Origin of the sequence: Flavonifractor sp. An306 (genome assembly GCF_002159455.1) — a bacterium.
Lineage (GTDB): Bacteria > Bacillota > Clostridia > Oscillospirales > Oscillospiraceae > Flavonifractor.
In genome coordinates this window covers 1-12,111 of record NZ_NFIQ01000091.1, presented here as the reverse complement: position 1 = coordinate 12,111, position 12,111 = coordinate 1, and the positions used below count along the sequence as shown (strand labels likewise).

Annotated in this window: 15 protein-coding genes and 1 pseudogene; 3 read left to right on the top strand and 13 right to left on the bottom strand. The window is 48.2% G+C overall.

The genetic code is table 11. The features are described 5' to 3' along the window. Positions 1-287 precede the first annotated feature (287 nt). Positions 288-638, bottom strand: a pseudogene (locus B5F88_RS16880) (ferritin family protein); the annotation flags it as partial. A gap of 145 nt (positions 639-783) precedes the next feature. Here B5F88_RS16880 and B5F88_RS16875 point away from each other — a divergent pair. Beyond that, positions 784-1,995, top strand: coding sequence for a site-specific integrase (locus B5F88_RS16875; protein ID WP_087348401.1), 1,212 nt, complete (start codon positions 784-786; stop codon positions 1,993-1,995). 55 nt (positions 1,996-2,050) lie between these two features. Here the strand turns inward: B5F88_RS16875 and B5F88_RS16870 are convergent, their stop codons facing one another. From B5F88_RS16870 to B5F88_RS16845, 6 genes are all read right to left on the bottom strand, one after another. Next, complete coding sequence (locus B5F88_RS16870; protein WP_162612226.1) at positions 2,051-3,085, bottom strand: WYL domain-containing transcriptional regulator; 1,035 nt, start codon at positions 3,083-3,085, stop codon at positions 2,051-2,053. A gap of 83 nt (positions 3,086-3,168) precedes the next feature. Then, positions 3,169-3,810 (bottom strand): MT-A70 family methyltransferase, encoded by a 642-nt coding sequence (locus B5F88_RS16865; RefSeq protein ID WP_087348397.1) that lies wholly within the window; start codon positions 3,808-3,810, stop codon positions 3,169-3,171. Next, positions 3,782-4,507, bottom strand: coding sequence for a BglII/BstYI family type II restriction endonuclease (locus B5F88_RS16860; protein ID WP_087348395.1), 726 nt, complete (start codon positions 4,505-4,507; stop codon positions 3,782-3,784). Before B5F88_RS16860 ends, B5F88_RS16865 begins: the two co-directional genes overlap by 29 nt. A 221-nt stretch (positions 4,508-4,728) precedes the next feature. Further along, on the bottom strand, positions 4,729-5,292 hold the full coding sequence (locus B5F88_RS16855) for a tyrosine-type recombinase/integrase (protein WP_242959851.1): 564 nt from the start codon (positions 5,290-5,292) through the stop codon (positions 4,729-4,731). 161 nt (positions 5,293-5,453) lie between these two features. Then, complete coding sequence (locus tag B5F88_RS16850) at positions 5,454-6,101, bottom strand: SprT-like domain-containing protein (RefSeq protein ID WP_087348393.1); 648 nt, start codon at positions 6,099-6,101, stop codon at positions 5,454-5,456. Positions 6,102-6,229: 128 nt separating this feature from the next. After that, complete coding sequence (locus B5F88_RS16845; RefSeq protein WP_007493636.1) at positions 6,230-6,508, bottom strand: hypothetical protein; 279 nt, start codon at positions 6,506-6,508, stop codon at positions 6,230-6,232. 212 nt (positions 6,509-6,720) lie between these two features. Here B5F88_RS16845 and B5F88_RS16840 point away from each other — a divergent pair, with 212 nt between their 5' ends. Both B5F88_RS16840 and B5F88_RS21855 read left to right on the top strand, forming a co-directional pair. Beyond that, positions 6,721-6,942 carry a helix-turn-helix domain-containing protein gene (locus B5F88_RS16840; RefSeq protein WP_087348391.1) on the top strand — a complete coding sequence of 74 codons (222 nt, stop codon included), beginning with the start codon at positions 6,721-6,723 and terminating at the stop codon, positions 6,940-6,942. A 135-nt stretch (positions 6,943-7,077) separates the two neighbouring features. Then, a complete protein-coding gene (locus B5F88_RS21855) occupies positions 7,078-7,209 on the top strand; it encodes a hypothetical protein (RefSeq protein ID WP_256439396.1) in 132 nt (43 codons plus the stop codon). An 88-nt stretch (positions 7,210-7,297) separates the two neighbouring features. On the opposite strand, the gene B5F88_RS20810 is transcribed toward B5F88_RS21855, so the two are convergent. The 6 genes from B5F88_RS20810 to B5F88_RS16815 all read right to left on the bottom strand — a co-directional run bounded on the left by B5F88_RS20810 (position 7,298) and on the right by B5F88_RS16815 (position 11,801). After that, entirely contained in the window at positions 7,298-7,441 is a 144-nt protein-coding gene (locus B5F88_RS20810; protein ID WP_162612225.1) for a hypothetical protein, read from the bottom strand. A 319-nt stretch (positions 7,442-7,760) separates the two neighbouring features. Next, positions 7,761-8,204, bottom strand: coding sequence for a type IV toxin-antitoxin system AbiEi family antitoxin domain-containing protein (locus tag B5F88_RS16835; RefSeq protein WP_087348388.1), 444 nt, complete (start codon positions 8,202-8,204; stop codon positions 7,761-7,763). Between the two features lie 12 nt (positions 8,205-8,216). Next, on the bottom strand, positions 8,217-9,908 hold the full coding sequence (locus tag B5F88_RS16830; RefSeq protein ID WP_087348386.1) for a hypothetical protein: 1,692 nt from the start codon (positions 9,906-9,908) through the stop codon (positions 8,217-8,219). Between the two features lie 704 nt (positions 9,909-10,612). Next, a complete protein-coding gene (locus tag B5F88_RS16825; RefSeq protein ID WP_087348383.1) occupies positions 10,613-11,065 on the bottom strand; it encodes a hypothetical protein in 453 nt (150 codons plus the stop codon). Positions 11,066-11,109: 44 nt separating this feature from the next. Further along, entirely contained in the window at positions 11,110-11,319 is a 210-nt protein-coding gene (locus tag B5F88_RS16820) for a hypothetical protein (RefSeq protein WP_087348381.1), read from the bottom strand. A gap of 38 nt (positions 11,320-11,357) precedes the next feature. Further along, complete coding sequence (locus B5F88_RS16815) at positions 11,358-11,801, bottom strand: hypothetical protein (RefSeq protein WP_140402164.1); 444 nt, start codon at positions 11,799-11,801, stop codon at positions 11,358-11,360. Positions 11,802-12,111: the final 310 nt, after the last annotated feature.

The window sequence follows — 12,111 nt, the reverse complement described above, 5'->3', positions numbered from 1 at the left end:
AAAAATCGGTGAAAGTCAAGGAAAACACTTCAAAACTTCTTGATTTTTGTCCCGGCAAAGCAAAAACTTCTCAAAAGTTGTTAATTTCTCTTCATTTTTCGGTATTAAGCGGTAAAAACCGCTTGATATAGGTGTAATTCACGGGAGTTGCACATGTGAAAGTCAAAAAAGTGTGATACGGAGAAAAGTTGCACACCAACTTGCACACCTGAGCGGCGCAAGCGCAAAAAGAGAGGGAGAGGACAATGCCTCTCCCTCTCGAAAAGTGCTTATTTATGCGGTTTTAATTAGCCGAAGTAGCGCTTCAGCAGGCCAGCAAAAGCCTTCCCGTGCCGGGCTTCGTCGCGGGCCATCTCGTGCACGGTGTCATGGATGGCGTCCAGGTTCAGCTCCTTGGCCTTCTTGGCCAGCTCGAACTTGCCGGCGGTGGCGCCGTTCTCGGCGTCAACACGCATCTCCAGGTTCTTCTTGGTGGAGTCGGTCAGCACCTCGCCCAGCAGCTCGGCGAACTTGGCGGCGTGCTCGGCCTCCTCATAGGCGGCCTTCTCCCAGTACAGGCCGATCTCGGGATAGCCCTCGCGGTGGGCCACACGGGACATGGCCAGGTACATACCGACCTCAGAGCACTCGCCCTGGAAGTAGCCAAACGGCTTCGCCGTTCGGCGCCGGGGAACAGGCGAAAAAGAGGAAGATACAGGAAATTTCTTTATCCACAAGTGGACATTTTTCACACGCTGGAATTTGGCTTTTTGCCACAAAAAAATCCACAAGGGGGATTTGCAAGTGGCAAAGCAGAATGACGCGGGCGTCTACAAATTGAAAAATGGAAATTGGGCCTATCGCTATGTTCTCATGGTGAATGGTGGCCGCAAAGAGGTTAGGAAGGCAAAGGATGAATTTGGCGCTTCTTTCAAGACAAAGCGTGAAGCAATCAAGGCGCGGCAAGCGGCCATTGACAGCGCCCAGAACTCCCGCAAGCCAAAGCCCACGGTACGGAAAACGGTTCAAGAGGTCTATCAAGAATACTGTGCCAATGGACGGAATGACCGGGCATACACCACCAAACGCAAGCAGGACAGCCTTTGGAAAAACCACCTTTGCGCCCGGTTTGGGGAGCGGTACATTGATGAAATCAGCGCGGCGGAGGTAGTTGACTACTTGACGGAGTTGTATTGCAACCGGGGCCTCTCCTATCGCTATGTGGAGGGCTTCTTAAAGATGTTCTATTTGCTGTTCGGGCAAGCCTATTCCCGAAACTATCTCGATGTGGACAGCTACAACAAGCTCTGTATCAACAAAGATACGAAAATCCACATGCCAAAGCTGAAAACAGACGATGATCTGGATATTGTATCATTCAATCGGGAAGAGCTTGCCGTACTGGATGATTATTTCCACGGCACCAATGCAGAAACGGCGTATTTGCTGGGACGGTATTGCGGTCTGCGTATCAATGAGTGCTACGGTCTGAAATGGTCGAATGTCGATCTGAAAAACGGCACGATTTTGATTGACCGGCAAATGCAATACCAGCAGGGGCGTATCAAACTGGTGTCCCTCAAAACCCGCAATGCAAGGCGGACAATCCAGATGTGCGACAAACTGAAAGCGTATTTTCAGAGCTTGGCGGAGCGGCGGGAGCAAGACCAGCTCCACCTTGCCGATTTACGGGAACAGAACCAACGTATTATCGAGGATTTGGACGGAAGTAAAATTTCCTCCACGGAGCTTGTGAACTGCCTGCCAGATGGGAAAATCCAGACGGTGAACTCCATGAAGTTCCACACGCGGGAGGTTAAGGCCAAATGCGGGATAATGTTCAAGTATCACTATTTGCGTCATACCTATGGGACTATGATGGCGGAGTTGAACACACCGCAGCACCTTCTTTGTTCGCAAATGGGTCATGGAAACATTCAGGTTACACAACGGTATTATATCGCGCTGTCCAAAGCAGGAATTGATATTCTACGGGAAAACCTCAACCGGCTATAACCAACAACTTTTGAAAAGAACGAGGCCAGAAGTGACAACTTCTGGCCTCGTTTCTTCAATTTTCATCATCTTGGTATCTTGTTTCAATATCTTCCAAAAACTTTTTCATACTCTCCACCACATCGGGAGGATTGATAATCGCCGCTCTCTTACGGAAACCGCAAACCCACGCAAAAAACTGGTCGCTGACTTCCACATCGGCGGTCACAACAAAATGCTTTTCATCATCCTGCCTGTAAAATACATCGGGGCTTGTTCCAAAGCGCTCAATCGCCGTATCTAATAACTGATTGATAAAGCGGATACTGACACGCTTTTGCTTCCCGCCAAACATGGAGAACACACGGCGGGTATAGCTCTCCATATCCAACTCGGCAAACACCTTTGCACCCTCTCGCGGTTCATCAATGGCCTTTACTTCCTTCATGCGGTCAACGCGGTATCTCCGTATCTCCTGGTATCTATCATCAAAAGCCAGCAGATAATAGTTCCCATCATTTATCAGCAGCTTATAAGGGCTGACTTTATAGGTTGCCCCCTTGCGGCGCTCCACCTGTTCTCTCTTGTTTTGAAGTGCATATTTCAAATATTTGAAGGTGATTTTTTGCGGTGTGTGGGGCTTTCCGTCCTGCTTGGTAGCCATAGCCGAATAGATAATGCCAACAGTCAGCAAAATGTTGTTGCGGGTCGTTTTCACGCGGTCACAGAGGAACACTTCTTTTTGCAACTCTTCCGCCTGGTAGATACTGCAAAACTCGCTGATGGTCTTTACAAGCTCCTTGGCCTTGGACGCAGATATAAACTTGGCGGCGTGGACACACTCAGCCAGCAGCCGCAAATCGTCAAATTCAAACTGGCGGGACAATAGCCGATATTTGCCCCCACGCACTCCGTCTATATCCATCTTAAACACGTCCCGCAGGGCGGCTATATCCCGATAGATGGCGCGGCGCTCCACCTCAATCCCGCACTCTTCCCGCAGATAGTCCACAATGTCCCCGGCGGTGATTGGGTGGTTCTCGTCCGAATTTTCCAAAAAATATTTCGCCACAAAGAGCGTTTTCACCTTTTGATTTTCCGACTTTGCCATGGTATAAGCTCCCCTTACCTCACATTTTTCTAAGTATATCATAGAAAAAGGAAAAGCTAAAGGGCGATACTCGCCCTTTAGCTTCATAAGCTCGCTTCTTTATGGGTGTGGTTCTTGTATGTGTTCCAGGTCGGTTCATAATCCGCAGTTGCTTGATTTCCCCACATCGTCCAGCCTTCACGATCTCCGCGAGCAAACAATTCAATAAAGGGGCCGGGGGAACAACTTTCAATGATTGGAATGATTTCATCTGGTTTTCTGGAATGTTCCCGTTTTTGAGCACGAATTAAATTTACTTGCGATCTTGCCGGGGCCAAAGTCCTATTATTGTCGCCTCTTACTCCGAACAGTAGAATTTCAGTTACATTGCGGAAGTAAAAACCCACTCCGCGTCCATCTGGGCCGCCATCTTTTCTAACTTTTTCCCAAATGATATTCCCTTTGTATTCAAATCCCCACGCTTTCATAACCGACAACCCATCGGGAAGGAGTGCATTGGGAACCCAAAGATATAAATGGCTCTTCTCTGCCGCAATTTGCGAAACCGGAAGTTCTTCGATCTCTTGAAGGGTCATAGTTTCGTAGCGATTAAGCCGTTTATGTTCCGGCGCAACTTTTCCCGTCCGATTTTGAAATCTCCAAGGCGGGTCAGCATAAATTGTAGCGAATTTTTTATCTCCACAAAAGTGCAGCAAATTATCTGCCGTTGTTTGGATTATGCTCATCAATATAACCTTCCTGCCAATCTGTGATACACTTTTTCTTAATGCCAACTGCTAAAATGGGGCAACCACCATTCCTTCGGGAGTCCAAACGATATGTTAATTTTCCCATCCATGTTGTACTGGCACCGTACTTCCGCATGATCGGCTTCCACTCACCCGATCTCTTATCATAGTCATAAACCGTCTTGAACACATCATTTAGTTCTTCGGCTCGCGTGATAATTATACCTGCGCTCACAATATCGCAATCATAATATGTACGCATAGCCAGCAAGTCACGGTCAAATGTCTGGTCTTTGCTATTCCATTCAAGGTCAAAGGCAACTCGATTTTTCAGAAAATCAATATTGTGTCCATCAATATAGCCAGGCAAAACTTTCTCTTCAAATGGTTCTGTGGCAAAGCGGCCTCTTTGTTCGGCTTGGCGTGGATAGAATTTGATATGAAGATCGCCGGAAATACGGATTTCCCGCCAGCCGTAGGGATATAGAACATCGTCAAACTTCTTTGGAATGTTGGTTTCGTTGCCTCCTGCTTCGCGCAAATCAGCAGTTGTAATGCTCAATTTACGGAGACACTCAACGATTTGTCCCCACTCTTCTGGAAATGCCTGTGTGATGATTTCCAAGGCATGATTATAGTTGTAAAACTCAAACTTTTCTAAAAGATCGGGGGACACATATTCTTCTATCTGCATACTGCACCCTCCTTCACGATGAAGATATTATATCACCTCCTTTCGATTATTTCACCCCTTTTTTGCATATCAGAGGCAATCTAAATATCGCATGATTTTTGGCTCACTCAAACCAGAAAGATCAGAAAATTGTTTGAGCGTGATCTTTTTTCTCCGATAAAGGTCATAGTATTTCCAAAAAATATTTGGAATTTTCACTGTGTTATCCATAGTGTCCTCCTTCATATCATATAGGCGTGCTTCTCAATAGCAGCCTCTATCCGTTGCGGCTCGATGCCGATATAGCGCTGTGTCACGGCGGCGGAGCTGTGTTGTAGTAGCCTCTGCACCAGGGCTATATCATAGCCGTTCGCTTTGTAAATCTCCGTGGCGTACCACTTGCGGAAGCTGTGTGTGCTGATACCCTCGAAGCCCAGGTAATCGCACACGATATGAAGTTGTTTCTGTATGGCTCGCTCGGTGATGGGAAAAATCAGATCTTCACGGTGGATATTGTGGCGCAAGCAATAATTCTCTATGTACTGCTGGATAACCAGCGGAACCGTGAACACGCGGTGCTTGCCTGTTTTCTGCTCGGTAATTTCCAGACGGTATCTGTCACCATCCCGCACAATATCACAAGGCCGCAGCTTCAATATATCGCTGATACGCAAGCCTAAATTCCCTTCCAGCACAAGGGCGGTAGCTATGCGCTCATTGGGGCGGCAACCGCTGAACCCCTCGCGCATGGTCTGGATTATCTCTTTATATTGCTCGGTGGTAAGCGACTTTGTTTTCTTGTTCATGGTGGCCTCCATCGTCAAAAGTTCGTTATTCCAAGCGGGAAAGTTCGCATATTATGGGCGGCGGCGGGAAAGTCCCGTGATTGCTCGGTTTTGGTGTTCGTATTTGTTGAATTATACGAACTTTGGGGAATTGGGTGGGGATTGCTCCCCACCCTTCCCTGTCACCCCGCAAGTACCATCGGTGCGCTGCAATCTAAACAGGCTATGTGGACTTCCTTTGTCGCTCGGACGGAATTCCCGCAGCAGGGGCAGATATATTTCCGTGTGCTGGACGTGCGCGGCGGTGTGGTGCCCTCCGTTCCGCTGTGCGTTCCTGTCCCGGTGATATGGAACCCGGCGAACTCGTTGCGGCTTATGAGAATGTCGGTTAAACCATTCTCCAATATGAAGTCCAGAAGCTCGTCAGAGGGGCTTGTGTGGCTCCACCCGTATTTGTCGCTATGCTCCACTATCAGGCCGTGAGCTTCGGCGGCGGCTTTGAAGCGGCGATTGTGGTAGGTGTTGCCCCTACTGCAATCCTGTATGCCGTTCTCGTAGTTGTAGTAATGTACCATTTCGTGAAGCAGGGTCGCGGCCACTTCCTCGATGGGCCGGGCAAGCGTCCCGGCTCCTATGTTGATTTCGTGGGTGCCGCCCAGCTTGGAAACCCAGGTATCTTCCCGCAGGGAAAAATGGCCGTAGGCGCGGGGCGTGGATTGTATGGTGATGGTCGGTCTTGAAAGTGCATTTTCAAAGAATTCGGCGTTCAGCAGATCGAAAACCTTGTTCAGATACCCGGCCACTCGATTATAGCTTGTCAGTTCTTTCATGTCTTTTTCTCTCCTATTCTTGATTTTGGGGAGAGGGCAAGCTATAATGGTCTTGCCCTCTCCGTGAGGTTTGGGTAAAGCTCTTTGCGTGTCTACTTTGGTCGGTGGTTCACGCAAGGGGCTTTTCTTTAGGCGCTGATGGAGAAGCGGCGGCTGGCGCTCTGTTTGGTGTATTCCTTATACAGTTCGCCGTGAGCCTTTTTGAAGGCCGTGGTATCAAACCGATTGGAGAGAACCGAAGTCCAGCGGACGATATACTTTCCAGCGGTCATTTCCTCGGTGTCGCGTTCCATCATTTCAGCCTTGATGCTGTCCCGGATGGCCTCTGCCTCTGCTTTGGCTTCCTCAATAACAGCTTCCCACTCGTTCAGCGCCTCGATTTTGGCTACCAGCTCATTCTTGCTCATTGCTCATTCTCCTTTGCTTTTTATTTGGGGTGTTCCCCTTAACTGATTATAGTTTACACCTTTTTTAAGTGTAATTCAATTCGCAAAATACACAGAATTTACACTTAAATTATGTGTAATTTTAACACTTGAAAAAGGTGTAATTTTGTGTTAGAATAAGGACAATGGAAGAGAGGCGCAATTTTTGGAGCGTCCCGGAGGGAGGGCCAAACATGCCAATCAAATACAAGATTGATGTAATCGCCGCGCTGAAAGAAGCCGGGTACAACACCACAAGAATACGGAAAGAGAAAATCATGGGAGAGGCCATGCTGCAAAAAATTCGCAGCGGTCAAATGGTGTCGTGGGCCACCCTTGAAACCATTTGTGGGCTGCTCAACTGTCAACCCGGCGATTTGCTGGAATACGTCAAGGAGGCCCCAGGCGACAGGTAATTTATGGGAGCTACGAAAGACTACTAATATTGATTAGAGTAGTACGAAAATTCAGCGCAGCGCGAAAAAATAGGAAGCGCGTCGTGACGTTCGCCACGACGCGCCAGCTTCAAGCAATCCTTGGGAGGTGCCGCCATGTTCGGAGATACGGATTTGCCCCTTGCTCTTATCATGGAAGAAATACTCGGCTGGGAGAAGAAGCCCGGCGAAAAGGATGAAGAAGAGAAAGAAAACACACAACTTTCATCAACTTCCAAAAAGTCTTGAACACAAAAAGAGAAGTCGGAGAGAAGATTTTACATCTTCCTCCGACTTCTTGATTTAACGACACATCTTTGTCAGATCAGCGCGGCCATCATTTGAAATAAAGGCGAACGGTCTTATCTATCTTTTCTTTCACGGCCTTGTCAAGCTCCTGCTCGGTTTTGGCCTGTATCTCCTTGGCGCTGCTGTCTATCACGCTTTGGGCCAGGGCGTTCACCAGATCGCGGCGCTGCATGAGATAGTCATAGAACCTTTGGCGGCGGCTCTGTTCATCCTGCCAGCTCTCTTTTGCCCTCTTGTAATTCTCTAAAGCAGTTGGAGCGGAACCGCTCTGTGCGGCAAGGACGCTTTCAATCCAGTGGGTACGGTTGGCCTTGTCTTGGCGCTCGAAATCCTACAAAATTTGAAGTAACTCTTTGAACATGGTGATGTTCCTCCTTCATAAATATTTTTGAATGTGCACTTTCAAGTGCGGAAGCGGAAACCCGGCGTACCCCGTGGGGATTATATCTTTCTCTTTTAACCCCTTCGGGGCGTGCCGGGTTTCCGCTGGATTACACTGAAAGCACCAAATAATAACCCCGTTTTATCCTTTTTAGGACACCGTTATCAACCAGCCTCTTTCTCGCTTTATCATCGGTGTACCCCATTTCTACGAGCTGTTTTGTTGTAAGGGTATCACCCTTCTTTACCGCCCCACACGCGGCAGAAAAACGCCCCTGCACTCTTTTCTTGCCCTTCTCCTTGTTCCGGGCGGCGTTGGTTTCCTGGTTGTATTTTGCCATCTCGCCGGGAGCCTTCAAGTCCCGGTTGTCCACAAATTCAACATCGGTATTGTAGTCAACTACAAATCTGTAATCGGTGGCGGGTATTTCCCCGGACAGAGGGAACGGAGCGGAACCGCCTACAAAATATTCATTTACCCACTCCGTTATTGCTTTGCAATCCTCTTGTGTAAGGGTGAGGTATCTACCGTAATAGTCAAACTGATAATACATGGTGGGCCGAACCTATTTCCACATTTTTGAATAGCTATAACGGCAGGCCCGGCACCGATCTAAAACTTCAATCAGCTTTACTTGCCAGCGCTCCCAGGTCATTGGGCTTCCCGTGAAAAGCGCTTTGTCCTCCTGGTAGTCAACGGAATAGCACCATGTCTGCTGTGCGGCAGCGTCCAGCTTCATCCCCACACCAAAGGTCACCAGCTTGGATAAACCGTTGGGCCAATGCAGGCGGGACAGTAAATCATCGGCGGTTTTATTGTCCTCTTCGCGCTGGCAAAGGCGGATTAAGTCAAGGCTGTCCTGTTCGTCCACTTCTTCCAATCCATACTTCCACGCCAAAATTTCATACATCAATTTGGTTCGCTGTCCGCCTGTCAGCCGCAGCACATCATCCGCAGCTTGCCCCAGGAACTTCACGCGCTTCTTGACTTTGTTGTATTGGTCGGGGAAGGCCAGCATGAAGAACTCTTCCCGCTTGGAGCGGTTACCGTTCCAGACAATCCAATGCCCGGTTCTCTGCTTGCCGTTCTCTTCTGTTGTCACATTCTCCCAGGCAATCGGAAGGTCGCGGAAGGTTGGCTCGGCGGCGGCTTCTTCCAGCGTGGCGGAAGTATCATCTTCGAGCGACAGCGGGACTTGTGGCGCTGCTTCGAGCGCTTCATGTAAAGATAGCCCGTCAAGCTCTTTGCCCTTGTTATCGCCCTGCATAATGTCAGCCCATCGCCCATTGACAAGCTCTGTATCAGGCCCACGGTCACAAATATTAGACCATGTTAAAGAGCAGCCTTGCGGCTGGAAACTATGTCCCGGTTTGCTCCATAGGAAGAACACCTTGCCGCCCAGCTCCGCACCAAAGACATGGTAAATATCAATGCCAATACTGAACCACTGGGAACTGGAACAGTCAGAGGATTTTGTTTGCAGATCGGCAAAGACTTCTCGCTGCTCTGCGCTCATTTGCTGCAACAGCTCGCCTTCAGAAAGCTCTTCCAGCATGGCATAACTCTTGCCGCCTTTGCCGCTTGTGCGTTTACCCTTGCCGCTGCTCATGGGACGCGATAAGTCGAAGTTTTCTTTGATAAGCTGGTAAAGTTCTTGCGTCTTATCGGTCAGGCCAATGGTATTGTCCCACGGCTCCCATTCGTAAATAAAGTGTCCTGTATCGCAAAACAGATCGACTTTGTTTGTTCCGTCCCGTGTGATAGCCCCAGTTTTACATACAAAACTCGCAGCGTTCTCACTTGCCAATAAATTGATATTGTCAAAAAACGGCTCTGCCCTTTTCTTATCAACCCCATAGAACATGTGATAGCCGCCGCCCTGTGACCTTGTTACTTTATCCGCTAAACGGTGAGCTTCTTTGAAAAAATGGCTCTCTACGTCAAATTCATCAAAGTCAATCACAAAAATGTGAAGGTTGCCAAACATGGCATTATCAAGCCAAAGACTGATGCGTAAAACTTTGCTGCTTTTCTCCCAGTTTTCACTACTCCAAAACCGATAATATTCTGTTCGGGCTTCTTCATAAGAAAGCTCATAGTATTTGCGTTTATCGCCGTTTTTACTGCCATACAAATTTTGAATTGTATCATCGTAATGGTCGATAAAAACAGGAACTTTTATCAGCCTTCCATTGTGCCAACACTTCTCACCCAAAGTAAAACAGTTGTTGTACTTCGGATTGTCCCCTGCTGGCAACAGGTTCTAATTCGCCATCTTGTACGCTTCCTTTCTTTGTAGATTTAAGCAAACAGTAGGAAGCGTGTTGCCAGCACTTGGCGTTGCTGCCCGGAAGCATAGAACGGAAGCGCTCTACAAGATGGAAGGCCGCAGCGCCTTCATCCTACTGCTTGTTTAAGCCTACAAAGGGAATGATGAATTACAAATCTCTTTTTCCTTTTTCTGTAAATATTATAACATAAAAATTTTTTTGTGTCAAAGAAACGGTTTCGGCCTTGTTTTTGCCTCATTCTGTAACAAAGTTGTTGCCTTTGCTCTAAAAGTTGTTACTTGATGATTAGAAGTTGCCGTTACTTCTCAAAAGTTGTTTCGGAGTTGTCGGTTTTTCTCATAAGTTGAATTCTTGTGCGTGGAGATCCGTTTTTGAAGTGCAGTTGCAATTTGGAGCGGAACCGCAGACCACGAGCGGCTGGAAATTCCCCTCACAAGAAGGTCAAAGGGTAGGCTGGAAGTACCCCCGGTGGAGCGGAACAGGGAAGCGCCTCGCGGCGGCGGGGGATGGTTCCGGGAAAATACAGTTGTAATTTCTGGCGGCGGCTTTTCTCGACAGTTTTCTCGACCGCTGATAAATCACGGGGAACACGACCGAAAACGACGAAAACCGAAAAGAGAAGACGGTACACCAGCAGTACCGTCCTCTCTCGTTTTGTATTCCATTGTTATCAAGCGCCCTTCTTTTCGTCCTGATCCTGCTTCTCTTCCTGCTTCTTCTTAATGGTTTCCAAGTCGATCACTTTGGGAGCGTTGCTGCCGAAATCGGGCAGCTCCTTGTACTTGGGGAACTGCTTCTTGAACCAATCCAGCACATACATGTAAGGATTGGACTGTCCCAGGGAACATCTCTTAACTGCGTCGAACTGGGCCAGCAGCTCGTCGGCGTTCTTAAACACGCTCATGTACTGCTCCATGTGCTTGTAGGTCAGGTTCTTGTTGGGACGGGCCTTCTTGGAGGCGCGGCGGGTCTTGCGAATAATGGTCAGGCTGGGGAAGTCGGCGCGGAGTTGCAGAAACAGCTTGTATTCCTGGGAATTGGGATTGTTGAGGGCTTCCTCGAAAGCCTTGCTCATGGTGAGGGTGTTGTTCACAAAATCAATCTTGTAAGTGTTGTTCTTCATGGTATTTTCCTCCTTAAAATTCTGAATTTGAATTGTGAGTTGTCTTAAAAGTCCAGGTAGATGTCAGGGGTTTCGCCTTCGTAGAGGGGATGGCTTGGACAGGCACCTTTCAGGCTGTTGTATTGGGCGGTGAACTCCGCTTTCAGCGCTTCATCGGTCAGACCAGTCAAGCGTGCTCTCTCTTTGTCGTATTCTCCATCGGTGGTGCAGAAGAGCAGCAAATAGCCAATCATGCGAGTACGGGTAAATTTCATAGTATCAAACTCCTTTTCTGATTTTTGAAAAATGCACTTCAAGCGGTCTGCTTCATTTCCGCCTCTTCGTTCTGATCGGCGGCGGCTTCGCTGGCGGGAACGGCTTCCTTGGCGGCGGTGGCCTTGGTCTCGTCCTCCTCCAAATCGAAGGTATCAAGGAACCAGTTCAAGACGAAACGGTATGGGCTTTTCTGAACGATGGAGAGTTTCTTCTGCGCCTCGAACTCCTTCATCAGCGCGTCTGCGTTCTTCTGCGAGCGGATGTACTCGGCCATCTTCTCATAGGTTCTGTTCTTGGCGTCATTTTTCTTGTCCTTCGCCTTCTTGATGGTCTTGGTAACCATTTCAGTACCAGGGTTCTCCGCAAGGAAGGCTCTCCACTCTCTGTATTCGGGAGTGCCGAAGATACGGGCCTGCTTCGCAAAAGCCTTGGTGACCTGGGCTTGGGTGGCGTCAAGAATGATGATGGTGTTCTTTTTCATGGTGGTAATCTCCTTTTTCATTTTGATTTTGTTTTGAGGGGCTTTGTTTTTTTCTTGTTCTCTGTCCCTCTTTGTGCTTTAAGTATAGCACCGGGAAAAGAAAAACCTGTACTTTAATCGGAACATGTAGTATAATGGGAGCAAGAAAAAAACAGTCGGAAAACGGCTGCAAGATGAAAGGGGAGCGGTGAAAAGCAATCAGCGGCGGGGATTTTTTGCTCTGGCAGCTCAAAAAATCGGTGAAAGTCAAGGAAAACACTTCAAAACTTCTTGATTTTTGTCCCGGCAAAGCAAAAACTTCTCAAAAGTT